The sequence below is a fragment of the Sphingopyxis sp. Root154 genome (genome assembly GCF_001427105.1).
Classification (GTDB): domain Bacteria; phylum Pseudomonadota; class Alphaproteobacteria; order Sphingomonadales; family Sphingomonadaceae; genus Sphingopyxis.
This window is the reverse complement of the sequence record NZ_LMGI01000001.1, coordinates 13,453-39,452: the sequence shown is the minus strand read 5'-3', so window position 1 is coordinate 39,452 and position 26,000 is coordinate 13,453. Positions and strand designations below refer to the sequence as shown.

Annotated in this window: 24 protein-coding genes and 1 riboswitch; of the genes, 17 read left to right on the top strand and 7 right to left on the bottom strand. The window is 63.3% G+C overall.

The window, feature by feature from the left end; translation table 11 throughout:
- The first annotated feature begins 132 nt into the window (after positions 1 to 132).
- The 4 genes from ASD73_RS00175 to ASD73_RS00160 all read left to right on the top strand — a co-directional run bounded on the left by ASD73_RS00175 (position 133) and on the right by ASD73_RS00160 (position 7,670).
- Positions 133 to 2,475, top strand: a complete 2,343-nt coding sequence (locus ASD73_RS00175) for an autotransporter assembly complex protein TamA (protein ID WP_056370532.1) — start codon at positions 133 to 135, stop codon at positions 2,473 to 2,475.
- Complete coding sequence (locus ASD73_RS00170; protein ID WP_056370184.1) at positions 2,475 to 6,710, top strand: translocation/assembly module TamB domain-containing protein; 4,236 nt, start codon at positions 2,475 to 2,477, stop codon at positions 6,708 to 6,710. Before ASD73_RS00175 ends, ASD73_RS00170 begins: the two co-directional genes overlap by 1 nt.
- Positions 6,710 to 6,925 (top strand): hypothetical protein, encoded by a 216-nt coding sequence (locus tag ASD73_RS00165; protein WP_056370186.1) that lies wholly within the window; start codon positions 6,710 to 6,712, stop codon positions 6,923 to 6,925. Before ASD73_RS00170 ends, ASD73_RS00165 begins: the two co-directional genes overlap by 1 nt.
- A riboswitch (yybP-ykoY riboswitch) is annotated at positions 6,904 to 7,086 on the top strand. Its footprint overlaps the gene before it by 22 nt.
- An 11-nt stretch (positions 7,087 to 7,097) precedes the next feature.
- Positions 7,098 to 7,670, top strand: coding sequence for a TMEM165/GDT1 family protein (locus tag ASD73_RS00160; RefSeq protein WP_056370188.1), 573 nt, complete (start codon positions 7,098 to 7,100; stop codon positions 7,668 to 7,670).
- Here ASD73_RS00160 and galE read toward each other — a convergent pair.
- On the bottom strand, positions 7,667 to 8,683 hold the full coding sequence (gene galE, locus ASD73_RS00155) for a UDP-glucose 4-epimerase GalE (protein WP_056370189.1): 1,017 nt from the start codon (positions 8,681 to 8,683) through the stop codon (positions 7,667 to 7,669). The genes ASD73_RS00160 and galE overlap by 4 nt on opposite strands.
- Positions 8,684 to 8,911: 228 nt before the next feature.
- Here galE and ASD73_RS00150 point away from each other — a divergent pair, with 228 nt between their 5' ends.
- Both ASD73_RS00150 and ASD73_RS00145 read left to right on the top strand, forming a co-directional pair.
- A complete protein-coding gene (locus tag ASD73_RS00150) occupies positions 8,912 to 9,433 on the top strand; it encodes a sigma-70 family RNA polymerase sigma factor (RefSeq protein WP_056370191.1) in 522 nt (173 codons plus the stop codon).
- Position 9,434: 1 nt separating this feature from the next.
- Positions 9,435 to 10,082, top strand: coding sequence for an NrsF family protein (locus ASD73_RS00145; RefSeq protein ID WP_056370193.1), 648 nt, complete (start codon positions 9,435 to 9,437; stop codon positions 10,080 to 10,082).
- A gap of 3 nt (positions 10,083 to 10,085) precedes the next feature.
- On the opposite strand, the gene ASD73_RS00140 is transcribed toward ASD73_RS00145, so the two are convergent.
- The 3 genes from ASD73_RS00140 to ASD73_RS00130 are packed head-to-tail and all read right to left on the bottom strand — an operon-like array spanning position 10,086 to position 12,257.
- A complete protein-coding gene (locus tag ASD73_RS00140) occupies positions 10,086 to 10,409 on the bottom strand; it encodes a DUF3325 domain-containing protein (RefSeq protein WP_056370195.1) in 324 nt (107 codons plus the stop codon).
- Positions 10,399 to 12,006, bottom strand: a complete 1,608-nt coding sequence (locus ASD73_RS00135; protein ID WP_082521258.1) for a PepSY-associated TM helix domain-containing protein — start codon at positions 12,004 to 12,006, stop codon at positions 10,399 to 10,401. Before ASD73_RS00135 ends, ASD73_RS00140 begins: the two co-directional genes overlap by 11 nt.
- A complete protein-coding gene (locus tag ASD73_RS00130; protein ID WP_056370197.1) occupies positions 12,003 to 12,257 on the bottom strand; it encodes a hypothetical protein in 255 nt (84 codons plus the stop codon). Before ASD73_RS00130 ends, ASD73_RS00135 begins: the two co-directional genes overlap by 4 nt.
- A 129-nt stretch (positions 12,258 to 12,386) precedes the next feature.
- On the opposite strand from ASD73_RS00130, the gene ASD73_RS00125 reads away from it, so the two are divergent.
- The 4 genes from ASD73_RS00125 (at position 12,387) to ASD73_RS00115 (ending at position 17,268) form a co-directional block, all read left to right on the top strand.
- Entirely contained in the window at positions 12,387 to 14,708 is a 2,322-nt protein-coding gene (locus ASD73_RS00125) for a TonB-dependent siderophore receptor (protein ID WP_056370198.1), read from the top strand.
- Positions 14,709 to 14,991: 283 nt separating this feature from the next.
- A complete protein-coding gene (locus ASD73_RS00120) occupies positions 14,992 to 15,312 on the top strand; it encodes a hypothetical protein (protein ID WP_056370200.1) in 321 nt (106 codons plus the stop codon).
- 396 nt (positions 15,313 to 15,708) lie between these two features.
- Positions 15,709 to 16,923 (top strand): tyrosine-type recombinase/integrase, encoded by a 1,215-nt coding sequence (locus ASD73_RS22055; RefSeq protein ID WP_082521257.1) that lies wholly within the window; start codon positions 15,709 to 15,711, stop codon positions 16,921 to 16,923.
- A gap of 72 nt (positions 16,924 to 16,995) precedes the next feature.
- Positions 16,996 to 17,268, top strand: coding sequence for a DUF736 family protein (locus ASD73_RS00115; RefSeq protein ID WP_235534025.1), 273 nt, complete (start codon positions 16,996 to 16,998; stop codon positions 17,266 to 17,268).
- Between the two features lie 55 nt (positions 17,269 to 17,323).
- Here ASD73_RS00115 and ASD73_RS00110 read toward each other — a convergent pair whose 3' ends face one another.
- Complete coding sequence (locus tag ASD73_RS00110) at positions 17,324 to 17,542, bottom strand: helix-turn-helix transcriptional regulator (RefSeq protein WP_056370202.1); 219 nt, start codon at positions 17,540 to 17,542, stop codon at positions 17,324 to 17,326.
- A 569-nt stretch (positions 17,543 to 18,111) separates the two neighbouring features.
- Between ASD73_RS00110 and ASD73_RS00105 the strand changes: the two genes are divergently transcribed.
- From ASD73_RS00105 to ASD73_RS00095, 3 genes are all read left to right on the top strand, one after another.
- Positions 18,112 to 18,999 carry an ArdC family protein gene (locus tag ASD73_RS00105; RefSeq protein ID WP_056375870.1) on the top strand — a complete coding sequence of 296 codons (888 nt, stop codon included), beginning with the start codon at positions 18,112 to 18,114 and terminating at the stop codon, positions 18,997 to 18,999.
- 81 nt (positions 19,000 to 19,080) lie between these two features.
- A complete protein-coding gene (locus ASD73_RS00100) occupies positions 19,081 to 20,010 on the top strand; it encodes a nucleotidyltransferase and HEPN domain-containing protein (RefSeq protein WP_056370206.1) in 930 nt (309 codons plus the stop codon).
- A 104-nt stretch (positions 20,011 to 20,114) separates the two neighbouring features.
- The gene (locus tag ASD73_RS00095) at positions 20,115 to 20,555 is read left to right on the top strand and encodes a MucR family transcriptional regulator (protein ID WP_056370208.1); all 441 of its coding nucleotides are present in this window, start codon (positions 20,115 to 20,117) and stop codon (positions 20,553 to 20,555) included.
- On the opposite strand, the gene ASD73_RS00090 is transcribed toward ASD73_RS00095, so the two are convergent.
- Complete coding sequence (locus tag ASD73_RS00090; RefSeq protein WP_056370210.1) at positions 20,548 to 20,766, bottom strand: conjugal transfer protein TraD; 219 nt, start codon at positions 20,764 to 20,766, stop codon at positions 20,548 to 20,550. The two genes, ASD73_RS00095 and ASD73_RS00090, sit on opposite strands and share 8 nt — an antisense overlap.
- A gap of 16 nt (positions 20,767 to 20,782) precedes the next feature.
- A complete protein-coding gene (locus ASD73_RS00085) occupies positions 20,783 to 21,106 on the bottom strand; it encodes a conjugal transfer protein TraD (protein WP_056370534.1) in 324 nt (107 codons plus the stop codon).
- A gap of 172 nt (positions 21,107 to 21,278) precedes the next feature.
- Between ASD73_RS00085 and traA the strand changes: the two genes are divergently transcribed.
- The 4 genes from traA (at position 21,279) to ASD73_RS00065 (ending at position 25,851) form a co-directional block, all read left to right on the top strand.
- A complete protein-coding gene (gene traA, locus ASD73_RS00080) occupies positions 21,279 to 24,206 on the top strand; it encodes a Ti-type conjugative transfer relaxase TraA (RefSeq protein WP_056370211.1) in 2,928 nt (975 codons plus the stop codon).
- 9 nt (positions 24,207 to 24,215) lie between these two features.
- Positions 24,216 to 24,920, top strand: a complete 705-nt coding sequence (locus ASD73_RS00075; protein WP_056370214.1) for a DUF6118 family protein — start codon at positions 24,216 to 24,218, stop codon at positions 24,918 to 24,920.
- Positions 24,921 to 25,091: 171 nt separating this feature from the next.
- Entirely contained in the window at positions 25,092 to 25,466 is a 375-nt protein-coding gene (locus tag ASD73_RS00070; RefSeq protein ID WP_156377223.1) for a hypothetical protein, read from the top strand.
- A gap of 181 nt (positions 25,467 to 25,647) precedes the next feature.
- Positions 25,648 to 25,851: a hypothetical protein gene (locus ASD73_RS00065; RefSeq protein ID WP_056370218.1), complete on the top strand. Its 204-nt coding sequence runs from the start codon at positions 25,648 to 25,650 to the stop codon at positions 25,849 to 25,851.
- Positions 25,852 to 26,000 lie beyond the last annotated feature (149 nt).

Genomic DNA, 26,000 nt, shown 5'->3' with positions numbered 1-26,000 from the left:
TTTTCTCCATCGCCGCAACTCGCCGCATCGTCGGGAACTGTCCCATTGTCGGAGAGTTAGCTTAGCAAATGGGGAGAAACGGGTTGCACAGCCATATCTCGCAAGCCACAAATGTGCGTCGGTGGCGAGCAGATGAAAGAATCTGAATTTTTCAGTGCATCATCATGGCGCCGATCCTCGCAGGTCCGGCGACTGCTGACCGGCGCTACCTCTTTTCTTTGTCTGGCATGGGCCGGCGCCGCAAATGCGCAGCAGGTCGAACCGCCCAAGGTGGTCCGGACCGTCGAGACGAGTCAAGCAGACACGATTGCGGTGCCGTCGCCGCCACCCCCCGATGCGATGCTGCCCGAAGTGGCGCCGATCATCCAGAATGACGAGTTCGAGAAGGCAATCCCGCCGATCAGCGCCGAAGACGACGCCGAACTCGACCGCCCGCTGGAATCGATCGCCGATTTCGAAAAGCGCCAGGCGGCCGAGGCCGCGAATGGTGCGAAACCGGCGGCCGAGGGAAACGCAGAAGCGACGGTCGAGACACAGCCGCCGCAGGTGGATGGCGTTGCCGTGCCGGCGCTGGCCGACGGCGATACCGTCGAAGCGATCGGCGACGCTCCCATAAGCGACAGCGAGCTTGCGGCCCCGCTGCCGCCGCTCGAAAATTTCGATGTCGAACCGGTGCAGTTTGCCGAGGCCGAGAATGACAAGGACAATGTCAGCATCGCCTATACCGTTCAGGTGAACGGCCTCGATGCCGCCGATGACAGCACCGATGTCGACCTCGCCGACCTGTTCGGCGATTTGTCGGCGCTTTATGATGGCGATGGAAAGGCCGATAACGCGGCGATGATCCGCGCGCGCCTCACCGCCGATGGCGAGTTGATGCAGCGCGTGCTGGCGTCCGAAGGCTATTATGATGCGATTGTCGATACGCGTATCGACCGCGGCGAGCGTCAGGAAGGGCAGGAACGCCAGCCCCGGTCGATCACCGCGGTGATCGATGTGAAGCCCGGCAAGCGCTACACGCTGGCGGACATCATCATCAACGCGGCGCCGACGGTCCCGCCGACGCTGATCGCCGACAATTTCCCGCTCGCCGTCGGCGAGCCGATCGTTGCGCAGCGGATACAGGGCGCCGAAGCCGCGATCGCGCTCAAGCTGCCGCAAGAAGGCTATCCCTTTGCCAAGGTCGGGCAGCGCGACATATTGCTCGATGGCGCGACGGGCGACGGCGTCTACACCTTGCCCGTCGATATCGGGAAACGATCGCGCTTTGGCGGGATCGAGACGACGGGCGAACTTGCTTTCGATGCCGAGCATGTCGAGGTGCTCGCGCGCTTCAAGCGCGGCGACCTCTACGACAGCCGCATGGTTGACGACCTTCGACAGGCACTGGTCGCAACCGGGCTGTTCGCGACCGTCGCCGCCGAACCGCAGCCGACGGGCGAAAGCGCGGGCGACGATACCGAATATGTGACGATGCTGGTGACCCAGCAGGCCGGCCCGCCGCGCACGCTGGCCGCCAGCGCAGGCTATGGCACCGGCGAAGGTATCAGGCTCGAAGGCAGCTGGACGCACCGCAACCTGTTCCCACCCGAAGGGGCGCTGACCTTCCGCGGTGTGTTGGGCACGCAGGAGCAGGGGATCGGGGCGACGCTACGCCGCTCGAACGCCGGCCGGCGCGACCGTACCATGGAGCTCGTCACCGAGGTCAAACGCAGCAACTATGATGCATTCAATGCGATTACGGGCCGCGTCGGCGTGCGCGTCAGCTATGATTCGACGCCGATCTGGCAGAAGAAATTCACCTATGCCTATGGCGCCGAGCTGATCGCGACGCGCGAGGATGATTATGATTTCACGACGGGTGCGCGGTCCTACGACTTCTACACCATCCTCGGGTTGACCGGGCAAGTCGGGATGGACCGCACCGACAGCCTGCTCGATCCGACGAAGGGCTTTCGCATCACGAGCCTGATCCAGCCCGAAGGTTCGCTCGCGGGAAGCTTCTCGCCCTATGCGCGCCTGCGGACCGACGTCAGCGGCTATTACCCGGTGACCGACAGCATCGTCGTCGCGGGGCGGGTGCGCGTCGGGTCTATCCTCGGTGCGGCGCGCGAGAAGTTGGCGCCGTCGCGGCGTTTTTATGCGGGCGGTGGCGGCTCGGTGCGCGGTTTCGGCTATCAGGAACTGGGGCCAAAGGATCCGAACAACGACCCGATCGGCGGCCGCAGCGTCGCCGAGGCGGCGTTCGAGGCACGCTATCGCTTCGGCAATTTCGGCGTCGTCGGCTTTGTCGATGCCGGGCAGGTTTATCGTTCATCGGCGCCGACTTTCCAGAATCTGCGCTTCGGCGCGGGCATCGGCGCGCGTTATTACACCAACTTCGGTCCGATGCGTTTCGACATCGCGACCCCGATCGGGCGCAAGCCGGGTGAGGCGCGCGTCAGCGTATATGTTTCGATCGGGCAGGCCTTCTGATGGCCGACGACGCGCCTTTCGCGGAAGACGGAACCGCACCGGCGAAAGTTTCGCGCTCGTGGCCGCTCACGATATTGCGCTGGATCGGGCTGACGCTGCTCGGGCTTGTGCTGCTGTTTGCGCTGTTCCTCGTCGGGCTCAACAGCGACGCTGGGCGGCGCTTTGTCGTCACCCAGATCGAAAAATATGAATTCGAAAATGGGATGAAGATCGGCATCGGCCGGCTCGACGGGTCGCTCTATGGCCAGATGACGATCCGAGACTTTACCCTGTCGGACCCCAAGGGCGTCTTCCTTGCGTCGCCCGTGGTGAAAGTAGACTGGCGGCCGATCCGCTATCTCGCGAGCCATGTCGACGTCCGATCGGCGACCGCGGCTACGATGACGATGCGCAAGCTGCCTGAGTTCAAGATGGTCCCCGACACCGGCGAGCCGCTGCTCCCCGATCTCGATATCGATGTCGGGCTGGTGCGCGTGGATCGTTTCGTCTTCGAACCGCCAGTGTCGGGCGAGCGTCAGGTCACGAAATTGAACGGCAAGATCGCGATTGCGGACCGCCGCGCGCAGGTCATCGCCGATGTCGAAACGATCGCGGGCGGCGGCGGACAGGGCGATGCGCTGAAACTGGTGCTCGACGCGGTGCCCGAGGCGAACCGGCTCGCGGTCAAGCTCGACGTCACCGCGCCGCAGGGCGGCGTGCTCGCGGCGATGGGCGGCTTCAAGGAAACGCTGACCGCCAAGCTCGACGGGCGCGGCGACTGGAAGGCGTGGAACGGCAATCTGACCGCAAACCTCGGCGCGGCGCCGCTGGCGCGCGTCGCGCTGACCGGGCGCGACGGCACTTTCTCGGCCAAGGGGACGGCGCAGGCTTCACGGCTGCTGACCGGGCCGATGACGGAGTTGTTGGGCACCGAGACCGCGATCGACCTCACCGCTCGGCTTCAAGAACGCAAGGCTGCGATCGACGGGCGGCTTTCTTCCGATGCCGCCCGGCTCGGGATCAGCGGCGGGATCGATCTCGGCAACAGCCGCTACGAAGGGCTGCAACTCGCCGCCAATATCCTTCGTCCAAGCGCGATCGCGCCCGCGGTGCGTGCCAACGGGCTGCGCGCGACGGCGACGCTCGATGGTGCGTTCGCGCTGCCGACGGTAGAATATCGCGCCGATGCCAACAGCCTCGCGTTCAACGACATTGTCGTCGAGGGGCTGAGCCTCGCGGGCAAGGCGCGCGTTGATGCCGACCAGATCGTCATCCCCGTCGCGGGCAGGGCCACGCGCATTCGCGGACTCGATACCGTCGCGGGCGGGACGCTGGTGCAGGTGCGGCTCGACGGCGATCTCGCCTACAGCAATGGCCGCATCCTCAGCGACAATCTGCGCCTGCGCTCACCGCGCATCGATGCGAAGGCGATCATCATCGCCGATTTGAACAAGGGTTTCTACACGGGCGCGATCGATGGGCGGATCAACGATTATCGCATCGAAAGCGTCGGCATCTTCGACATCGACACCGACGCCGACCTGAAAACCGCGCCGCGCGGCGGGTTCGAGATCGTCGGGCGCGTCCGCGCGCGTTCAACCAAGCTGTTCAATTCGGGCGTGCGCGATTTCCTCGGCGGCAATGCGACGGCGTCGAGCGATGTGCGCTATGGCACCGACGGCATGATCCGCTTCGCCAATCTGCGGATGTCGGCGCCGCGGCTGCGGGTCACGGGGGGGCAGGGGAGTTATGCGCCCAACGGCCAGATCCGGCTGACGGCGCGGGCGAACTCGACTGACTATGGTCCCGTCGGGGTTCAGCTTGCGGGGACGATCACCGACCCGCGCGCCGTCGTGACCGCCGCGCGGCCGGGACTCGGCATCGGGCTCGCCAATCTGGTGGCAAAGATCAACGGCGCGAAAAACGGCTATCGCCTCGCGGCAACAGGCGAGACCGATTACGGCCCGCTGTCGGCCGATGTCGTGCTGCTGACCGCGTCGGGACCGCTTACGATCGATGTCGAGCGCGGCGACCTGTCGGGGATCGGGTTCAACGGGCGGCTCGTCAAGAGCGACGCCGGGCCGTTCGTCGGCCAGCTCAACGCGTCGGGACAGGGGCTCGGCGGTCTCGTTCGTCTGACCGCCGCGGGGCAATATCAGGCCGCGGCGATCAACGTCCGCGCCAATGATGTCGTGCTTCCCGGTGCGGCGAAACTCGCGGTCGGCTCGGCGATCGTCGATGCCGATGTGACGCTCTACGACACGCCGCATATCGTCGCCGACATCCAGATCGCCGACACGCAGATCCGCGACTATGACATCGCGGTCGGGCGCGTGAAGATCGACTATCGCGGCGGCAGCGGCAGGGCGCAGGCGCTGGTCGAGGGCACCAGCGGCGTGCCGTTCCGCATCGCCGCCAACGCCGATCTCCAGCCCAAACTCTGGCGCGCGGCGGTGCAAGGGCGCGCGACGGGCATCAATTTCCGCACGACGACGCCCGCGCGCATCATCCCCGGCGCCGACGGCTACGAACTGTTGCCGACGAATATCAGCCTCGGCCGCGGCAGCCGCGCGCGGATTGCGGGGCGCTTCGGCGACGGCATCATGCTCCAGAGCCGGCTCGAACGCGTCAACATGGCGATCCTCAACGCCGTCTATCCTGACATGGGGCTCGGCGGCCGCGCGACGGGCAGCCTCGATTTCGAGCAAGCCAATTCGGACAGCTTCCCGCGCGCCGATGCGCGGCTGACGATCACCGACTTCACCCGCACCACCGCGGCGTCGGTCAGCCAGCCCGTCGACGTCAATTTCGCCGGCAAGCTGCTCGCCGACGGCGGCGAGGCGCGGGCGGTGATGCGCAAGCGCGGCAGCGTCATCGGGCGCCTGCAAGCGTCGCTGCGTCCGCTCGGTGCAGGCGCAGGCACCTGGACCGAACGGTTGACGGCCGCACCGCTCGGCGGCGGCATCCGCTACAATGGCCCAGCCGATACGCTCTATTCCTTCTTCGGCCCCGCGACGCAGCATGTGTCGGGTCCGGTCGCGGTTGCCGCCGATTTCAGCTGCAGCGTGTCCGATCCGTGCTTGCAGGGCGTCGTTCGCGGCAAGGACATGGTCTATGAAAACCAGACCTATGGCACGCGGCTGACCAATATGGTCGTGAACGGCCGCTTCACCGGCAACCGGCTGGAGATCGAACAACTCACCGCCACCGCCGGCGAAGGCACCGTCCAGGCCAAAGGCTATATCAGCCTCGCTTCCGCCGACGGGTATCCGATGAATATTTCGGCGACGCTCGATAATGCGCGCCTCGCCAAGAGCGAGAATATCGCGGCGCGCGCCACGGGCAATCTGACGCTCGAAAAGGTCGCGGGACAGACCGCGCTCCTGTCGGGGAGCCTCCGCCTGCCCGAAACGCGCTATCGCATCATTCGTGAGGGCGCGGCGCAGGTTCCGGTGCTGACCGGGGTGCGACGCAAGCCGCCCGCGGGACGCCAGCGGATCAGCGGCGACGGGCTTGCGGCGGTCGGCGGCAGCCTGTTCGATCTCATCCGTCTCGATATCGCGCTGAAGGCGCCAGACGAAATCTATGTCAGCGGCATGGGGCTCGAATCCGAATGGAAGGCGGACATCGTCCTGCGCGGCACGACGCAGGATCCGCGCGTCACCGGCGAGATCGAACTGGTACGCGGGACGCTCGGCTTTGCGGGGCGCTCGTTCGAGCTTCAGGAGGGCAGGGTAACCTTCCCGACCGGCGAAGCCTTCGACCCGGCGATCCGCCTGCTCGCGAGCGACACGATTGAGACCGTGACGGTGAGCATCAGCGTCACCGGCCGCGCGAGCAATCCGCAGATCGCCTTCTCGAGCGTTCCCGGCCTGCCGCAGGACGAAATCGTGTCGCGCATTCTGTTCGGCGATTCGATCACGACGCTGTCGCCGTTGCAGGCGGTGCAACTCGCCTCGTCGCTCAACACGCTCAGTGGCACCGGTGGCGGATTGAGTCCGCTTGGCTCGCTCCAGTCGGCGACGGGCATCGACCGGCTGCGCGTGCTCGGTCCGGACGATACGGTCGGGCGCGGCGCGGCGCTCGCGGCCGGGCAATATATCACCAAGGACATCTATCTGGAGGTGATCACCGACGCGCGCGGCTATACGGCGACGCAGCTCGAAATCAGCCTGACCCCGGCGCTGTCGCTGCTCAGCCAGGCGGGCGGATCGGGGGGATCGAACCTCAGCATCCGTTATCGCAAGGATTATTGATGCGCGTCGCCGTCCTGCTCGTCCCATTGCTGCTGCTCGCGGCGTGCAAGGACGAGCCGCGTTTCGAGGATCGCTACGACAAGGCCGCGAAGGAGATCGAGGCGCGCGCGAAGGCGATGGACGCTGACATCGCCAAGTCGGACGCCGCCGCCGCATCGGAAGGCTTGCAACCCGCAGCCAAGCCGTCTAACGCGCCCACGTCATCTGGGGAGTAGCCAGCCGTCCTTCTGGACGGGCCACCGTGTCAACATACTCGGCCGAGAGGTCGTGGTGCGGTGGAAGCGGGACACCGCTTGGGCGAGACCAATGGCATCAACCTTCGTCCGGGCCGGGCGGCGGGTTTGATGTCTATTGGAATCGCGAAGCCGCCCGGCCCCGGAGTAACCCATGGAAGCCCTGTTCACCTCGACCGCCGTCGTCGCGCTCGCCGAAATCGGCGACAAGACGCAGCTGCTCGCGATCCTGCTCGCGACGCGGTTCAACCGCCCGGTGCCGATCATTCTCGGCATTTTGTTCGCGACGCTCGCGAACCATGCGCTGGCGGCGCTGCTCGGCGCGCAGGCGGCCGCTTTCCTCGACAGCCCGATCTTCCGCTATGCAATCGGGCTTTCGTTTATCGCGATGGCGGCGTGGACGCTGATCCCCGACAAGTTCGAGGACGATGACGCGCCAAAGCCGCGGTTCGGCGCCTTCCTGACGACGCTCGTCGCCTTCTTCCTTGTCGAGATGGGGGATAAGACACAGGTCGCGACGATCGCGCTCGGCGCGCAATATCATGACGTCGTTTCGGTGACCGCGGGCACCACGCTCGGCATGATGATCGCGAACGTCCCCGCGATCTTCCTCGGCCACGAACTGCTCAAGCGCGTCGACCTGGCGAAGGTTCGCAAGGTCGCTGCGGCCCTGTTCCTCGTGATCGGCCTGTGGGTGCTGGCGCAGACCGCGGGCTGGTTCGGCTAGTCGGCGTTTCGCCCGGCGAGGGTGCGCTCGAAATTCCAACTCGACGAGCACATGGCGTCGAGGTCGCGGTTCGCCGTCCAGCCGAGGTCGCGCGCGGCGCGGTCGGGGCTGGCAAAGCAGCTTGCGACATCGCCGTCGCGGCGCGGCGCGATGCGATAGGGGATGCGCACCCCGTTCACGCGCTCGAACGCCTCGACCATGTCGAGCACCGAATAGCCCTGCCCGGTGCCAAGGTTCCATATCGACAGCGGCTGGTCGGCCTGCGTGATCGCGGCCAGCGATGCGACATGGCCGTCTGCGAGGTCGACGACGTGGATATAGTCGCGCACCCCGGTGCCGTCGGGGGTGTCATAATCATTGCCGAACACCGACAGCTCGTTCAGCCGTCCGGCGGCGACGCGGCTGACGAAGGGCATCAGATTGTTCGGAATGCCGTTCGGATTCTCGCCGATCAGTCCGCTGTCGTGCGCGCCGACCGGGTTGAAATAACGCAGGATCGCAATCCGCCATTCGGGATCGGCGGCGGCGACGTCGGCCAGCATTTCCTCGATCATCAGCTTGGTGCGACCATAGGGATTGGTCGCCGAGGTCGGATGATCCTCGTCGAGCGGCAGATATTGCGGCTGGCCGTAAACCGTGGCGCTCGACGAGAAGACGAGCGTCTTGGCGCCGCAATCGGCCATCGCTTCGAGCAACGACAGCGTGCCGCGGACATTGTTGTCATAATATTTCATCGGCTCTGCGACCGATTCCCCGACCGCCTTCAGGCCCGCGAAATGGATGACGGCCTCGATCGCATGGTCGGTCATGACCCGCCGCAGCGCGTCGCCGTCGCGGATGTCGCCGGTGACGAGCGGAACCGCTTGGCCCGTGATCGCTTCAAGCCGTCCCATGACCGATGGGTCGCTGTTCGACAGATTGTCGAAGCACACCACATGATGGCCCGCCGCCACGAGCGGTGCTGCGACGTGGCTGCCGATGTACCCCGCACCGCCCGTCAGTAGAATATTCATTGCTCGATCATCTCCATGCGCGCGCAGCTGCCGTCGCGGATGGACCTATTCTATCCGCGACACCCTGCCAAATAACCGTCCGTCGGCCATGTGTCGATTTTCGTGTAACCTTCGCTGCGATATCGGCGAACAGGTCATCAAACGCCGTCATCTGCGTAGGGAAGGGATCGCTGTTGCAGCCGCTTCGACCATCCTCATCCCGATGAGCTTCGTCAGGATAAACGCCAAATGAGCATCGACGAACCTTCGCTGTCGCGCCTGATGGCCGCATCGCAGCGGGGGGACCGCGCGGCCTATCGCGCGTTGCTCGGCGATTGCCGCAAATGGCTCACCCGCTATTTCGCGCGGCGGATCGCGCCGCACCATATCGACGATCTGGTGCAGGAGACGCTGGTGTCGATGCACCGCAAGCTTGCCACATGGGACAGCGGGCGCGCCTTCCTGCCATGGCTTGCGGCAATCGCGCGCTATCGCTGGATCGACATGCTCCGCCGTCAGCGCGACGAGGCCGAACTGGGCGACAACGATGCTGCGGTCGGCGCCGAGGACGAGGCGGTGCACGCCAAGCTCAGCATAGATCATCTGCTGACGCTGCTGCCGCCGGGACAGGCGCAGGCGATCACGCTGGTGAAGATCGAGGGCGCCTCGATTGCCGAGGCATCGCAGATTTCGGGACAAAGCGAATCGCTCGTCAAAGTAAATATCCATCGCGGGCTCAAGAAGCTCGCCGAACTGATCGAGAGTGAGTGATATGACGGACGCATCGATCGACGATCTGATCGACGGCTTGGCAAGCGACCTGAAGCCCGTTCGCCCGCGACGCGTGGTGCGCGGATCCTTGTGGGTCGCGGCCGGGTGGCTCGGCGTCGGCGCCGTGCTGGTCACTCTGTTCGGCGCGCGGCATGATCTCGCCACAGGCGTAATGCCGCCGCTTTCGATGCTTGCCTTCTGGCTGATCGCCGCCGCGGGTGTAGCTGCGGCGTGGAGCGCCCTGCGCATGGGGCTGCCTGGCGTCGGGCGCGACTATGGCGGCTGGCGCTGGGCGGTCGGCGCGTTGCTGGCCTTGCCGCTCGCCGCCATGTTCGTGTTTTTCGGCGAGGCGCATGGCCCCGCCGAAACCGCACGACGCGGTTTCGACGTCCACTGCATGCTGCAAGGCGTGGTTTCGGGACTGGGCGTCGGGGCGGCGCTGTTCCTTTGGCTCAGGGCGAGCGCGCCGACCTCGCCGACGCGCGCGGGCTGGGTGATCGGGGTAGCGGCGGGCGCGGCGGGGGCGACGATCGTCGCGCTGCTGTGCTCAAGCGACGACTTGGTCCACATCACGCTTTGGCATGCGTCGGCGGTGCCCTTCTCGGCGATCGCGGGGCGGCTGATCCTGCCGCGCTTCCTGCGCTGGTAGGCGTCAGCCGAGCCCTATCAACGTGCCAAACGCTACCGCCGCAGTGGCAATCCCCGTGATCAACGCCCCCCTCGGCCAGCGTGAAAGCAGCAGCACGATCGGCAGTCCGGCGATCGAGACCATGCCGATGAAGGCGACGGGCCCCTGATAGGGACCGAAGTCATGGACGGCGCGCCATGCCGCGAGAATGAGCAGCACCGCGGCGAAGGCGCGTAAGGTGGCGACCGTCGGGAGCCCATCGAACGCAACGTCGCGGCGTAACCGGTGGGTGCTCAACGCAAGGCACGCGAGCGCCGCATAAGAGAGGAGGGCCGGCTCAATGTGCATCGACGGCCTCGCGCAAGGCACTGGCGCCGCGCGGCGCCGTGCGGGGCTTCCTTGCCGGGCGCGACGATTTTTGCGTTGTCCGCCAGGCGGCAAAGCCGAGCAACGCACCCGTCGCAAGCATGGCGAGATCGAATGCGGCGAACAACCAGTCGCCGTTCGCGAAAGACCGGACAAATCCCCGATCGGTCGTGAGCGCGTTGACCAGTGGCAGCGCAAGGAATGCGGCTGCCGCAATCGCAAGTGTCTCGGTCCAGGCGCGGCGGATCGGCCGCACACAGGCCAGCGCCGCGAGCCCGAACCAGACCCAGAACATGATGCTCACCTCGATGTCCCCGCGCGCTGGCAGCGTCGCCGGCAGCAGGCGGTTGGCGAGGAGGAATGCCGCCATGCCCGCGGGAAGACAGGCAATGGCGCCGACGTTCAGCCGTTCGGCCAATCTTATTCCGAAGAAGGGCGCGGCACCCGGACGCTTGCGCTTCACCGTCCAGAGCATGAGCCCTGTGCCGACCATCGCGGTACCCGCGAGGCCGAGCAGGAAATAGGTCCAGCGCAGCACCGGACCGGCGAAACTGCCCATGTGCAGACCGAGCATGACCCCGCTCGTCTCGGCAGCCGGACCGGGAGGGGGGGATGTGGATAGCCGCCGTCCGTCGACGCCGGAGAAGACGATCGATCCGCCGCGCGCATTGAGCCGATCCCTGGAATTCTGGAACAGCGTGACCGTCGCGGCCGCGTCATTGGGGTAGCGGACGACCATCGTGGCGGGCGCGCCACCGCCCCATTCTTGTGACGCCCGGGCAATGAGCGGTGCGACGGGCGTCAGCGCGGCAAGGCGGCCCGATGCCTCCGCGTCGGGCTCGGCGCCGAACACGGCCTTCTCGAAGGTCGCCGGGTCCTTGTAATTGGCCTGGATCGGCCACGGCATATACATCGCGACCAGCGTGATGAGCCCGGTGTAGGCGATCATCGCGTGGAAGGGCAGCGCGATCACCGCCGATGCATTATGCGCATCGAGCCAGCTGCGCTGCCCCTTGCTCCACCGCAGCGTGAAGAAGTCGACGAAGATGCGCTTGTGCGTGATGACGCCCGAGATGATCGCCGTCAGCATCGCCATCGCGCAGAGCCCGGCTAGCCAGCGCCCCCACGGATGCGGGATCTGGAGCTGGAAGTGAAAGCGATAGAAATGTTCGCCGCCGCGCGTGTCGCGCGCCGTCACTTCTTCGCCGGTTGCCGGGTCGAGCCGCAGTTCGTCGCGGCGCGGCGCCGGCTTCGCATTCGGATCTGGATTCGGACGCTCTCGAATGAAGATGCGCGTCGCGGTGGTGCGCGCGTCGGGCAGATAGATGAACCATTGTTCGGCGGTCGGCGCGACCTTCTGCAGATGCGCGACCGCGGTGTCCGCGGCGGTCGCGGCCGTGACCGGGCGCAGGTCCATCTCGGGCTGCATCCAGCGCGTGATTTCGGGCCGGAAATAGCTCGCGGTGCCGGTGAGGAACATGGCGAACAGGATCCACCCCGCGAGCAGTCCGAGCCAGCCGTGGATCCACGCCATCGACTGGCGAACGCCCGTCGCCGCGTTCGATGCCGCTTTGCTCATAGCGCCGGTCCCAACAGCCACAGGCATCCCGCCGACCCGAACGCGAGGCCCCAGATAACGCCCGTGACGCGGGCAAGCCTGGTTTCATGAAAGGCCCAAAGGAGGAGACCCGCATAGACGAGGAACGACAGCGTCATCGCCCATATCGTCGCCTCGGCACGATCGATCGGCGCGATCCGCGCGAGGAGCGAGACGAAGGCGGCCGCAGCGGCATAGCCGCCGACGATCGCGGTGAATGCCCGCGCAGCCATTCGGCCGTTCGCTATATATGAGCCCGCCATTGTCCCTTCATCGTCAATCGTCCGACTTCGGCTTGCCCTAAACAGATTATGCGACTAGCTGCAACTGCGAATCTATATCAATAGCAATAAGGGGTTATCATGAAGCCGAATTCGCGCGCCGTCGTGCGGTCGAACCTGTCGCGTGCCGCACTCGCCGCAGCGATGCTTATGGGCGCGCAGCCCGCTTTGGCCGTCGAAGACGCGGCGGAGAGCGGCGGGGCGGGCGAGACGATCGTCGTAACCGGCCTCCGCGAAGCCAGCGTCTCGTCGGCGACCAAGACGGGGACCCCGCTGACTGAAACGGCGCAGACGATCACGGTGATCGATAGCGAAGAGCTCGAGCGCCGCAATGCGATCTCGCTCAATCAGGCGGTCGGCTATGTCGCCGGCGTAGCGGCAAACCAGCGCGGCGGCACCGTGTCGCGTTACGATCAGATGTATCTGCGTGGCTTTTCGCCTGGTTTCTTCCTCGACGGCATGCGATTGATTGCAGGCCCCTATTCGACCCCGCAGACCGATTTCAACCGGATCGACCAGATCGACATCATGAAGGGGCCGGCATCGGTCCTTTATGGCAATGGCACCCCGGGCGGCCTCATCAATCTGTCGAGCAAGAAGCCCGAAGCCGAAGCCTTCGGCCGTTTCGAGGCGCAGGTCGGCAATTATGACAGCCTGCGCTTCGTCGGCGATATCAATCAGCCGCTCGACGCCGACGGCAAATGGCGCGTACGCCTCGTCGGCGGGTGGCAAAAAGCCGACGGCTTCACCAAGCGCACCGAGAGCGAACGCTATCACATCAGCCCGATGATCGCGTTCGCGCCCGACGACCAGACGAACATCACGCTCATCGCGTCCTACCAACATGCGCCGTCGGGCAGCGGCTATTCGGGGGTGCCCGCCTATGGCAGCGTGCTGCCGAACCCCAACGGCCCGATCGAATATCATCTCAACACCGGCGATCCCGCCTATGAGGTTTATGACCACAAGCAGAAGTCGGTCGCGCTCTTGTTCCGGCGCGAGTTCAATGAACATCTGGCGTTCCGGTCGAACGTCCGGTTCCAGAACAACAAGCTGAGCTACCGCCAGCTTTATGTCGGCGGCTTCGCGACGACTGGCACCGGCCTCAACATCAATACCGATTACAGCACGATCATCCGCGGCGGCGGCGGTGCCGACGAGGATTTCGACACGCTGACGATGGACAGCAGCTTCAACGCGAAGTTCGAAACCGCGGGGATCGAGCACGACATCTTGGTCGGTCTCGATTATCTGCGGATCACCGGCGAGAATTTCCAGCAGTTCAACACCGGGCAGACCGCCGACCCGCTGACGAGCATCCCGAACCTCGACCTCTACGCACCCGTTTACGGCGTCGGCATCCCCAGCCTCGACCTGAAGCTGCTCTCGTCCGCCTACACCAACAGCTATACCACCCGCGACCAGACCGGCATTTATATCCAGGACCAGGTGAAAATCGGCGGGCTCCACCTGATCGCGAGCGGCCGTTGGGACTCCTATGACCAGCGCACGCTCAACAAGAAGAACCGCGTGCTCACGCCGCTTTCGCAAAGCGCCTTCACGATGCGCTTTGGCGCGCTCTATGAGTTCGAATTCGGCCTGTCGCCCTATGTGAGCTACACCGAATCCTTCGAGCCGCAGGCGGGGGCCGACTATCTCGGCAATCCCTTCTCGCCGACCACCGGCAATATGTATGAGGCGGGGCTCAAATATCAGCCGCGCGGCCTGAACGCGCTCATCACGCTGTCGGCCTATGAGCTGAAGCGGCAGAATGTCCCTGTCGGCGATCCGCTGGCGGGCACCGGCGGCCGTCCGGCAAACTCGCAGATCCAGATCGGCGAAACGCGCGTACGCGGCGTTGAACTCGAAGCCCGCGGCGAACTCGGCCCTGGGCTCGATATCATCTTTGCCGGCACCTACACCGACGCATTGATTACGCAGGGGGCGCCCGCCGTTCCCGCGTCGCCGCCGACGCTCGCCCGGCTGGGCAGTACCGGGACGCCTTCGACCACGGGCACCGTCCCGCTCGGCGTGCCCGAGTGGCAGGCGTCGGGGTTTCTCTCGTACGACTTCGGTCGCGGCGGAGCGGGCGAGGGCCCGCTTGGCGGCCTCAGCCTTGGCGCGGGCTTCCGCTATGTCGACGGATCGCTGGGCTCGACGAGCTACAAGGTCGTGAACAGCGTGACGACCTTCGAAATGTTCAAGACGAAGAGCTTTATCCTGTTCGATGCGATGCTCGCCTACGACCTCGGCCATGCCAGCCCTGCGCTGGGCGGCCTCAGCGTCGCGGTGAACGCTCAGAATCTGTTCGACAAGCAGCATGTCTCGTCCTGCTTCTTCTCGAACAGCTGCTATTTCGGCGCGTCGCGGACCGTCGTCGGGTCGCTGCGCTACAAATGGTGAGCTTCCTGCCGACGTGGCTGGGCTGATAGTAGAAAGGCCGACTTTCTGACAAAGCGACCCGAGGACCGGCTTTTTCGTGCCATGTTGGCGCGGGAGGTGAGCGGTCGCGTGATACCTATGCGTCTGAGGTCTGACGTTCCAAAACTATTGTGAAACGCATGAGAGCTGCCATTTTGCGATCTGCGAAACGTCAGCTAACGAGCGGTTTAATTCGGTCAGCAATGTGCGGATGGACGAACCCCTAGCCACGTGATGTTAAGATACATCGGATCATGGAGCGCCGATGGAGAGCTTTATCGAATTTTATCGGCCGCTCAGTGGTGAAATCGGCGCGATGACTGGCGCGTCCGACAGCCTCGCTCATGTGCACGGCGGGATGTTGATCTTGTTCATCGCCCGGTTACTGACGCGCCGATCACTGGCAACGTGGACACCCTTTCTGTTCGTGTTAACTGCTGCGCTTGCGAAAGAGGGCGCTGATAGGATCGCCCATGGTGCCTGGCGGATCCCCGATGCGACGTTCGACATTATCAATACCATATTTTGGCCGTTCGTCCTGATGGTCGGCCTAAGGTGGCGCCGCGCTCATCCCCAAAAAGAGTGAGAACATCTCTGACAACGTCGCGATAGCCCCCAGCGCGAACTCATCCAGAAACCGCTCTTCTCCATATCATCTTCAGCGACGAAATTATCCACATCAGGATCGAGCCACTTTGCGATGGAGTCTTTTCGGAACATCTTCCTGTCTGGCTAATGGGGGGTGCCTTTAGCGTTGAGCCCTGCTGGGTTCGAACCAGCGACCTACTGATTAAAAGTTATAACAAATCGTTCTTACGATGGCTCACACCGTCTCAATATCCTCGGAAAACTGCGATTTTATTATCGACAAGTCTTTTGTCAAATCATAGTATGTTGGCCAACCTGTTACCTAAGGTAACAGCATTTTTTGCGGGACGACGACGAGAATTTTGTCGCGGCTGGATGTCGGAAGGGCTGATCGGTGGGCGAGGCCATCAATTTATCGGATGCAAAGCTGGCGGGCTTGAAGTCGCCTTCGTCGGGTCAAATCGAGATTATCGACAGTAAGGTTCCCGGTCTTCGCGTCAGGGTGGGGAAGAGCGGAATTAAGTCCTTCATCGTTCGCAAGCGTGTGGGCGGAAAGATCAAGGTCGTGACCCTTGGTCACTACGGTCCGCGATTAGGCTTGGCAGAAGCCCGCAAACGTGCGCGGAGCATTTTGAACGATATCGATGCCGGGATTAGCGTCAAACCAATTCACCGCGGAGGTCTCACCATTGCAAAGCTATGGCCCCGCTATGAAAAAACGAAATCAAGCCATAGGTCTCTGCCGGAAATAAGACGTATCTTCCATCGGTATATCCTGCCTGAACTCGGCGAGCGATTTGCAGACACGGTTACGCGCGGTGAGGTGACGCGCTTTATAGATCGGATATCTGCTCCGGTCATGGCGCGAGCTGTCCATGCTCAGCTGAGTTCTTTCTACACATGGGCATTGGCTCGTTTAGACAAATTGCCATCAAACCCTTGCGCCGGCGCAGGCAGGCCGAGCAAACCCAAAGCTAGGGAGCGCGTCCTGACCGATCGGGAGTTGGCCGCGCTTTGGCGCGCCGCTGAAGCTGAGGCAGAGCCTTGGAGATCCGCGCTGAAGCTTCTCATCCTTACCGGACAGCGAAGATCAAAGGTGTTCGGCGCGAAGCACGCCGAATTTAATCTTCATACCCGCACATGGACGATCCCGGCAGAGCGCGCCAAAAATGGCGTGCAACATCTCGTTCCAATTTCGGATAATGTGGCAGCGATTGTCGCAGAGATATCTGAGGTCCCTGGCTCGCCGTGGCTATTTCCAGCCGAGGGAAATGCAACAAACAGTGTCAGCGGAATCTCGAAGGTCGTCAATCGTTTGCGCGCGGCTGTCTCGCGGGATCTGGCAGATGATGTGCCACTTTGGTCACTTCACGACATTCGCCGTACCGTCGCAACTGGATTGCAAAGACTTGGCGTTCGCTTCGAAGTTACCGAGGCCGTTCTAAATCATGTCAGCGGGAGCCGAGCAGGCATTGCCGGAGTATATCAGCGACATGATTGGGCTAGTGAAAAACGGGATGCCTTGGATGCTTGGGCTGAATTCGTCGAGCAATGCGTGCATAAGGGCCTCTGTGACGTGCGACGCATGCCGCATCCCACCGCATCATAAATTGCCGACGGTCGACCCGGCGACGATCACCGGGATTGACGCGAGCATCGCGCGCTTCTGATTAAGGCGCTGATGGCGCTTAAGCGGATGCCGCTGCGCGGCGTTCGAAATCCGGATCAACGGCTCGAAGAGCGGCCACTTCCGACCGATTACCGCGTCAATTCCGCAGGCGTCGAGATCGGTGCCGGCTGGGTCCGCACCGGCGAGACATCGGGTAAGACCTGCATGTCGCTAACGCTCGCAGCCTCCGAATTCGGACCGCGTGGCCTCTACGCCAACCTTGTCCGTGTCGCCGGCAGGATAGCGAAGACGGCGACGCCCAAATCTGGAACCCCGCCGATTTAGAGGGGCTTCCACCCCGCGCCGCTTCGGCGGCGCGGGGCTTTGCCGTGCCTGCCCTTCAGCCGAGTACGCGCTCGAGATCGGCGACCGTGAAGGTCAACGGGCTGTGCGCCCATATGGCGACCTCGGAAGCGCGCCAACCGCAGCAGCGTTCAGCGATCCGATATTGCTGGGGAAAGGTGCCGGCCTTAATTTTCCGGTACAGCGTCGCTCGGCTAAATCCGGTAATTTTGAGCACCTCTGTCAGTCTGAGGTAACGTTCGGTATCATGTGACATCGTGCAATTCCTTTTCGGTCTCTGACGTCGTTTGGTGCTCCCCGAGATCGAAGAAGATCAACAAGTTCTACTAGTCAAGGCGTTGAGATTGTTCTAAATCTGGAGGAATCTGGCGCGCGGTCACGAAGCGACCCACAGCGACCCACAGCGACCCTCAAGCGACCCCCGCGAGACCCTTGACCCGGCGTTCGACTCGCGGCGAAAGAATTTCTCTCGAAGGCATGTTTTTTTGTCTCGCCGCATCGTTGGGGCCGTCAGCGACGGCCGCTTTGCAAATGACCGCGCCGCGGGCGGCGCGATCGTCATCCGAGTCGTTTCTGACGAGGTGCCGCTGGCACGCATGCGGTCGCCGCTGCGCGGCGGCGTGTATCTATCCCGGCACGGCGGGGGCAGGGTGGGCGTCACTCGCCTTAGTCCCGCCCGGCCGGGCCGCAACCCGCGTGCCGCGCGTCCTCCTCTTCGTTGCGGTCCTGCGGATGCAGCCCGCCCGATGATGCGGGTCTGCCGGCTCCTTCCTGCCGCCCACCCCGCCCCCTTCCGGGCCGGGGTGCGGTTGAAGGAGAAGGAATATGAAACAGCAGAAAGTCGAACGGCAGAGCCTCTATTCCGACGTCACGGGCCGGATCATAGCCGAGCTTAAAGAAGGGCGGCTGCCATGGGTGCAGCCGTGGGACAGCGCGGCCTGCGGCTGCACGATGCCACGCAATGTACTGACCGATCGCAAGTATAGCGGGATCAATGTGCTGATCCTGTGGGCGGAGGCTGTCAGCCGTGGCTTTCCTTTGCAGCGCTGGCTGACCTATCGTCAGGCCGAGGCCGCGGGCGGTAATGTCCGGCGCGGCGAGAAGGGCACGGTCATCTGCTATGCCGACCGGTTCACGCCGAAGACCGAAGCCGAGGCCGCGCGCGGCGAGGATCGCGAAGCGAAGCAGGTGGCTTTCCTGAAGCGCTTTGTCGTCTTCAACGTCGACCAGTGCGAGGGATTGCCGGATAAATTCCACGACGCACATCCGGTTCCTGACGACGTGCTGGTCGTTGCCGAGGCCAATGCCCTAATCGAGGCGAGCGGCGCGCGGGTTCAGGTCGGAGGCGGCAAAGCCTTCTACAGCCCCAGCCATGATTTTGTGCAGGTGCCGCCGATCGGCGCCTTCCATGAACCGATCAACTGGTATCGCACTGCGTTCCATGAACTTGGCCACTGGACTGGACACGCGAACCGCTTGGACCGCGACCAGAAGGGCAGGTTCGGATCGGAAGCTTACGCCAAGGAAGAGCTTGTCGCCGAGATGGCGGCGGCGTTCACCTGTGCATCGCTTGGCATCTCGCCCACCGTCCGGCATTCGGATTATATCGCGTCATGGCTGTCGGTGCTGCAGAACGACGAGAAGGCGATCTTCCGCGCTGCCAGCCAAGCCAGCAAGGCGAGCGATTTCCTTCTCGCCTTTGCTGAGAATTGAGGGTGGAAAATTGACCGTGACTGTTGCCGATCGGTCGGATGCTACTTGCCATCCGGCCGATGCAATTACAGGGTGACAACAATGCGCACCGACCTCGATCATCTCCCGGCAAACAAGCAGCGCGAGCTTGAGCGCATCGTCGAGATATTGTTCGACGAGTTTGGTCAGGCCACCGAGAATGCAACCGGGCGCCGCAAGGGCGCCCGCATCCTCAAGATCATCCTGTTCGGTAGCCACGCGCGCGGCGACTGGGTCGATGCGACGCAGTCGGCGAACCAGTATAAATCCGATTACGACATCCTCGTCATCGTCAGCCAGAAGGAGCTGACCGACCGCGCCGCCTATTGGGCGAAAGCTGAGGAGCGGTTGATCCGCGCCTATACGATCGAGAAGACACTCCGCACCCCGGTCAACTTCATCGTTCACTCGCTGCACGAGGTGAACGATGGGCTCGCGCACGGCCGGGTCTTTTTCATGGAAGTCGCGAAAGATGGCCTCGCGCTTTACGAAGCGGATGGCAGTGAACTCGCAACGCCGAAACCGAAGACCGCTGCGCAGGCGCTTGCGGTGGCGCAGGAGTACTTCGAAGATTATTACCCAGGCGCAGTCGTTTGGCTGAATACGTCACGCGATCTGGCGAGGCAGAAGCGACCTAAAGAGGCGGCTTTCTTGCTTCATCAGGCTACCGAGCGTCTGTACGCGGGTCTCCTGCTAACCTTAACATACTACACCCCGTACAACCATAATATCGCCTTCCTGCGATCACTCGCCGAAGGGCTTGATCGCCGCCTCTATGGGATTTGGCCACAGGCTACGCACCGCGAACGCGCGATGTTCCAGAAGTTGAAGGAAGCCTATACCAAGGCGCGATATTCCAAGCATTATCGGATCAGCGAAGAAGAGCTGACTTGGCTTGGCGCGCGGGTTGAAGAACTCGGCCGCGCGGTACACGCGATTTGTTCCGAGCGGCTCGACGATCTTCGAGATGCAGCGGAGAGGCCGCGCCAATAGTATGCCGGCGAATAATCCAAAGATCTGGCTCTCCAGATTTGTCCGAACCGGATTGTATCGCTAGAGGGTAGAGCGAACTAGCTTAGCTCTCGAAGGAAAATCGAATGGAAGATGCCGAAACGCTGGTCACATTGACCGCCGACATTGTCGCCGCGCATGTCACCAACAATAGCGTCGCCATATCCGATATTCCGGGACTTATCCGCACGGTGCATGACGCACTCGCCGGCCTGAAATTGAACGCCAAACCCGAGCCCGAACCGCAGCAGCCCGCCGTGTCGGTGCGCGCGTCGGTGAAACCTGACTACATCGTCTGCCTCGAAGACGGCAAAAAGCTCACCATGATGCGGCGTTATCTGATGACGAATTTCGGCATGACGCCCGACGAGTATCGCGCGAAATGGAATCTGCCGAAGGACTATCCGATGGTCGCACCGAACTATTCGGAGCGTCGGCGCGAACTTGCCAAGGAAATCGGTCTCGGCACCAAGGGCCGCGGTGGCGGTCGCAAGCCCGCCGCGCGCGGCCGTGCTAAAGCTAAATAGCTTCGGCGCCTTCCGGCGAAAATGCGCGCCGCCCCCGGCGGCGCCACAGTGATTGTTGCTGCTCGCGGCGCTCGCCTCGCAGCGCCGCGGCAGCTTCGACGAGCAGCCCGAGAATGACCGCGCGATCGTCGCCGGTCAACTCGACCAGGTCGGCCTTGGCGACGAGGCCGCCGAGTTCGATCAGCTGGCGCGTGCGCTCGCGGCGCTTCACCTGCCACGCCCGCGTGTCATGCCGCGCCCGTTTCGCTTGCAGGCGGTTCCGCGCCTGCGCCGATCGCTGATGCGCTGCCCTCGTTCCGGCCAGCGCCTTTGCGAGCGCGGGCACCCTTTCCGCGAAAGAAGGCCGCGCCGCTCTTGCGCCACGCCTCCTTTCGCGCGGTGTCGGCGGCGGCGGCCTCGATCAGCGCGCCGGCAAGCTGCTCGATTGACAGCGTGTCGGCGCCAGTCGCAACGACCAGCTCGCCGAGCTGTCCTTGCTTCTTCGTCTTGAGCGTCTTTGCCTTGTCGGTGAGTGCCTGGAGTTCGGGGTCGAAATCACGCGGTTTGCGCATCGTCTGTCCTTCCATTTGATGGAGTCGGACGAACCAGCTATGCCAAGTTGGACGCGACGGCAATGCGTTGAAATCCACTGAGCTGTAACGATGCTGCGTGCGATGAAATCGGGCGAGAGCGCGCTTATACGTCGTGCCGACGTACTCTTCTTGCCGTAAATGGATTGCCGTCATGGCGATCTACCATTTCTCGGCAAAGGTCATTTCACGCGCGCTTGGCAGCAGCGCTGTCGCCGCTGCAGCCTATCGTTCGGCGCACCGCCTGTACGATGAGCGCCTTGGGCGCAGCCACGACTTTTCGAGCAAGGCGGGTGTCGTCCACAGCGAAATCCTGTTGCCTGAGAACGCGCCGGAAAAATGGCGTGACCGCGAACGGCTCTGGAATGACGTCGAGGCGGCCGAGCTTCGCAAGGATGCGCAGCTCGCGCGCGAGATCGAATTCGCTATCCCGCGCGAAATGACGCAGGAACAGGGCGTCGCGCTGGTCCGAGACTTTGTCCAGCGCGAATTCGTTGAGCGCGGCATGATCGCCGATCTCAATGTCCATTGGGATATCGGCGCCGAGGGGCTCGCGAAGCCGCACGCCCACGTCATGCTCACCATGCGCGAGATCTCGGTCGGCGAGGACGGATCCGTGGAGTTCGGTGCGAAGGTGCGCAACTGGAACCGTACCGAGCTTTTGTCGCACTGGCGCGAAGCTTGGGCGGAGCACGTCAACGAACGGCTCGCGGCGCTCGATATCGATGCGCGGGTCGATCATCGCACCTTGGAAGAGCAGGGTATCGACCTCGAACCGCAGCACAAGATCGGCCCCGCGGCATCGCGCATGGCTGCGCAGGGACTTGAGGCCGACCGGTACGTTGAGCATCTGGAGATCGCCCGCTCGAACGGCGCGAAGATTATCGGCAATCCGTCGATTGCGCTCAACGCGATCACGCATCGCCAATCCACGTTCACCAACCGCGACCTGGCGATATTTGTCCACCGGCACAGTGATGGGCGGGAACAGTTCGACGCGGTGATGTCGGCAGTGAAAACTTCGCCCAATCTAGTTGCGCTGGGCAAGGATGGGCGCGGCGAAGATCGGTTCACCTCGCGCTTCATGATCGAGACCGAACGGCGGTTGGAGCGTGCAACTGCGATACTCGATGCGCGCCGCAATCACAGTGTCGCCGATCGCCATCGCGAGCTCGCGTTGGCGAGAGCGTATGGTCGCGGTCTTGATCTGTCCGCCGAGCAGCGCGGCGCGCTCGAGTACGTCACAAGTTCGCGCGGGATCAGCAATGTCATCGGCTATGCCGGGACCGGCAAGAGCGCGATGCTCGGCGTTGCGCGCGATTCGTGGGAAGCGGAGGGGTACCAGGTGCAGGGCGCGGCGCTCTCGGGCATCGCCGCTGAGGGTCTCGAGCAAGGTTCGGGCATCGCCTCGCGCACGCTTGCCAGCCTCGAACATCAGTGGGCCAACGATCGAGACCGGCTGACAGAGAAACATATACTCGTCATCGACGAGGCGGGGATGGTCGGGACGCGGCAGCTCCAGCGCGTTGTGTCGGAAGCTGAACGCCAAGGCGCGAAGATCGTCCTCGTCGGCGATCCCGAACAGCTGCAGGCGATCGAGGCCGGCGCGGCGTTCCGCGCGGCGGCTGAGCGCCACGGCGCTATCGAGATCACCACGATCCGCCGGCAGGAAGTCGAATGGCAGCGCGATGCAACGCGCGAGCTCGCGACGGGACGGACAGGCGAGGCGATCGGTCGCTATGCGGATGGTGGACATGTCCACGCTGCCGACACCCGCGATGCTGCGCGCTCCGCGCTGATCGACGCGTGGGATCGCGATAGGCAACGTCATCCTGACGCGAGCCGGATCATTCTCACCCACACAAATGATGAAGTTGGCCTGCTCAACGGGACGGCGCGCGAACGTATGCGTGCGAGCGGGGCGCTCGGTTCGGATATCCGGATCAATGCTGAGCGCGGCGCGCGCCACTTTGCGCCCGGCGACCGCATCATGTTCCTGAAGAACGAGCGCGGCCTCGGCGTGAGGAACGGTTCGCTCGGCACCGTCCAGGCGGTCAACGCATTGCGAATGGGCGTGATGCTTGACGACGGCCGCAACGTCGCCTTCGATCTGAAGGATTATGCCCAGGTCGATCATGGCTATGCGGCGACGATCCACAAGGCGCAGGGCATCACCGTCGACCGGGTGCAGGTGCTCGCGACGCCGGGGGTAGACAGCCATTCGACGTACGTCGCACTGTCCAGGCACCGCGAGCAGGTCGATCTCTACTACGGCCGCGACGACTTCACCAATCAAAAGAAATTCGTGCGGACTGCATCACGTGAGCGCGGCAAGGATATGGCGAGCGATTATCGCGATTCGAGCAGGGCGATCGCCGTCGCTCGGCCCGCGCAGCAGCCGAAGCGTGATATTTTTGCAGGGCTCCAACTGCGCCGTCCGGCCGGGCTCGTCGAACAGGTGAAGATTGTTCCCGACCCGCCGCGCCGCGGCCGGTTCGACGGTCTGCGGATCAACGCCCACGCGGTCGAACGAACGCCGCCGTCCGATCCGATTGATCGAGCTGTCCAGCGCTATGGACGCGCCGCGCAGGATATTGTTGCGATGCGCGACAAGGGTCTGAAACCACTCCTTCATCAGAATGATGCGATGGCCACGGCGGCCCATGAGCTCGATGCGGTCCGGCCTGACGGTGTCCGCGATCTCGGCGCCGCCATGGCCAAAAATCCGGCGCTGATCCCCGAGACGGCGAGCGGCCGCACGCTGCGCGCGGTTCAGGCGATGCGCGCCGAGCGGACGCTTCGCATCGATACACAGGCCCGCGCCGATCGGTTCGTTACCGAATGGCAGCGGGGCATGAAACAGCTTCAGCAGCATAAGCGCGCCCATGATCATGTCGGCGCCGAGCGGGTCGGCAAGGCGCTCGGGGATATGGCGAAGAGCCTTCACCGTGACCCGCAGCTCGAGTCGCTGCTCCAGAATCGCCGCATTCAGCTTGGGCTGGACGCTATGAGCAAAAAGCCGCTGTCTCACGACCTCCATCAATGGCTCAGCCCCTCGCGCTCGCGCGGATTGGGGCGTTAAGCCTCGCATATGACCCACGAACCACCCCCCGAAACCCTCTCCGCCGACCAGGCGTTCGACGCGATGGGTCTCCGGCTCGCCGGCCTTACCGCGTCCGTCGATGGTTTTGCTGCGCGCCAGCAGGAACTTCTTGCGCGCGATTACAGCCCCGAGCTTGGCCGTATTCACGATCGGTGCGACGCGATCGGCAACGAAATAGCCGCGATGAAAGACCGGCCGGCGGTTGCACTGTCGCCGCAGCTGATCGCCGACCAGATCAGGGCTGCGGGAAATAGCGTCCGCGAGGAGGATCATCAGACATGGCGCAGTGCCCAGCAGCGGCTCGAGGCGGCGGCGCGTGCCATCACGGAGGTAACCGCATCGGCGCAAAGCGCGCAGCAGCAGAAATTCTGGCTGATCGTTGTCGCGATCATAGCGACCACCATCGGAGCGTTCGGCGGGTTGACCCTCCCGGCGATAATCGCTCACTCCGCTCCTGACAACTGGCACTGGCCTGAAAAGCGCGCTGCCGGGATGTTGCAGCGAAGTGGGTGGGAAGCAGGCCAGCGAATGTTACAGGTGGCCGATCCGGAAGGCTGGAAGGTTTGGGCGGACGCGGCGCGGATATCCGAGGTAAACCGTGAGGCACTTGACGGTTGCACTAAGCGAGCAGCGAAAAAACGCAAAGCGGTGCCTTGCACCATAAAGATCATTTCCTCGAGTCCGCCGGGATGAAACATCGCGCGATCGCCATTGCTTGGCTATCTCAAACCCGCGTGGCGATCTAAACGCATGTTATCGGAATTTAAGTTTTGCGAATGCCAGAATCTTCCGCGACGATGATTCGGGGCACAGCATAAGTGGCTTCAATTCGTGCACGGGAAGGATCGTGAAGGTGGGGGCATAATGACAGCTGTCGATCTTTCGCTTCAGGCGCTTGACCGGTGCGACGCGATATTTCGCCACCTGCATATGTGGGAAAAAGTTCGGGTGGCGATGCGACCGATGATCGGGCAAAGCAACGACATTCGGGACGCGATAGTTGTGGACGACGCGACCGCGGCCAAGTTCGTGATCTCGGTCCTCGCGAGATATGTCGAGCAGCAAATTGCTACGGGCACTTTCCATGCGTATCGCGGTACACTCGGCCTCCATGGGCAAAGCCTTCGCAACATCGCGGAAACCGCGCTGAGCTATCTCGAAGAACATAAGGCGATTTCGCACGACAGCTATCTCATGCGGATGGAGCACCTCGACCAGGTGGTGACGAACGCAGGTTGAATACGAAAAGACAGTACCGGTCGAACACGGCGCGGCGGATTGGAGAGGGCGGCAGATTTAATGATCCCGCAGACGAGACCGGGCGGGAGTATGCGGACGTTCTTCGGCTGGCGGCCGAGAAGTTCGACCCGGGAAGCCGGAACCCGGTGATTGTCGTTTTCGAAGGCGGAAAGAAGGACTGATGGTTCGAGCGACGCCGCCGGCGGTCGGCTGGTATGGTTTGCAGAGTGTCGGTGACGGGTGGCGCCCGGTCACGCCGGACGAGATGGCCAACATCCTCCTGCTCCCAACTGCCGTATCGCTCGGCGCTACCCATGTTGGCTATTGGTCCGGCAACGACTGGAAACATGTTGAAGCGATCGATCTTACCTCACTGTCGAAATGAAGGTTCAAACCGACCGTAGCGGCACCCAGGTCGCATTACGCGCCGATATGTGAATTAGCGTTTAAGAGGCAGGTCAACGCGCAAGTGAAGAAAAACAGCCATTTCTAATATCCGATGCAATAGGGATGCGCCGAGTTCTGGCAACAGTT

Bases quoted from the DNA above. Each gene is read 5' to 3' on its own strand.
- ASD73_RS00175 (WP_056370532.1), top strand. From the start codon at position 133: ATGAAAGAATCTGAATTTTTCAGTGCATCATCATGGCGCCGATCCTCG.
- ASD73_RS00170 (WP_056370184.1), top strand. From the start codon at position 2,475: ATGGCCGACGACGCGCCTTTCGCGGAAGACGGAACCGCACCGGCGAAA.
- ASD73_RS00165 (WP_056370186.1), top strand. From the start codon at position 6,710: ATGCGCGTCGCCGTCCTGCTCGTCCCATTGCTGCTGCTCGCGGCGTGC.
- ASD73_RS00160 (WP_056370188.1), top strand. From the start codon at position 7,098: ATGGAAGCCCTGTTCACCTCGACCGCCGTCGTCGCGCTCGCCGAAATC.
- galE (WP_056370189.1), bottom strand. From the start codon at position 8,683: ATGAATATTCTACTGACGGGCGGTGCGGGGTACATCGGCAGCCACGTC.
- ASD73_RS00150 (WP_056370191.1), top strand. From the start codon at position 8,912: ATGAGCATCGACGAACCTTCGCTGTCGCGCCTGATGGCCGCATCGCAG.
- ASD73_RS00145 (WP_056370193.1), top strand. From the start codon at position 9,435: ATGACGGACGCATCGATCGACGATCTGATCGACGGCTTGGCAAGCGAC.
- ASD73_RS00140 (WP_056370195.1), bottom strand. From the start codon at position 10,409: ATGCACATTGAGCCGGCCCTCCTCTCTTATGCGGCGCTCGCGTGCCTT.
- ASD73_RS00135 (WP_082521258.1), bottom strand. From the start codon at position 12,006: ATGAGCAAAGCGGCATCGAACGCGGCGACGGGCGTTCGCCAGTCGATG.
- ASD73_RS00130 (WP_056370197.1), bottom strand. From the start codon at position 12,257: ATGGCTGCGCGGGCATTCACCGCGATCGTCGGCGGCTATGCCGCTGCG.
- ASD73_RS00125 (WP_056370198.1), top strand. From the start codon at position 12,387: ATGAAGCCGAATTCGCGCGCCGTCGTGCGGTCGAACCTGTCGCGTGCC.
- ASD73_RS00120 (WP_056370200.1), top strand. From the start codon at position 14,992: ATGGAGAGCTTTATCGAATTTTATCGGCCGCTCAGTGGTGAAATCGGC.
- ASD73_RS00115 (WP_235534025.1), top strand. From the start codon at position 16,996: ATGGCGCTTAAGCGGATGCCGCTGCGCGGCGTTCGAAATCCGGATCAA.
- ASD73_RS00110 (WP_056370202.1), bottom strand. From the start codon at position 17,542: ATGTCACATGATACCGAACGTTACCTCAGACTGACAGAGGTGCTCAAA.
- ASD73_RS00105 (WP_056375870.1), top strand. From the start codon at position 18,112: ATGAAACAGCAGAAAGTCGAACGGCAGAGCCTCTATTCCGACGTCACG.
- ASD73_RS00100 (WP_056370206.1), top strand. From the start codon at position 19,081: ATGCGCACCGACCTCGATCATCTCCCGGCAAACAAGCAGCGCGAGCTT.
- ASD73_RS00095 (WP_056370208.1), top strand. From the start codon at position 20,115: ATGGAAGATGCCGAAACGCTGGTCACATTGACCGCCGACATTGTCGCC.
- ASD73_RS00085 (WP_056370534.1), bottom strand. From the start codon at position 21,106: ATGCGCAAACCGCGTGATTTCGACCCCGAACTCCAGGCACTCACCGAC.
- traA (WP_056370211.1), top strand. From the start codon at position 21,279: ATGGCGATCTACCATTTCTCGGCAAAGGTCATTTCACGCGCGCTTGGC.
- ASD73_RS00075 (WP_056370214.1), top strand. From the start codon at position 24,216: ATGACCCACGAACCACCCCCCGAAACCCTCTCCGCCGACCAGGCGTTC.
- ASD73_RS00070 (WP_156377223.1), top strand. From the start codon at position 25,092: ATGACAGCTGTCGATCTTTCGCTTCAGGCGCTTGACCGGTGCGACGCG.
- ASD73_RS00065 (WP_056370218.1), top strand. From the start codon at position 25,648: ATGGTTCGAGCGACGCCGCCGGCGGTCGGCTGGTATGGTTTGCAGAGT.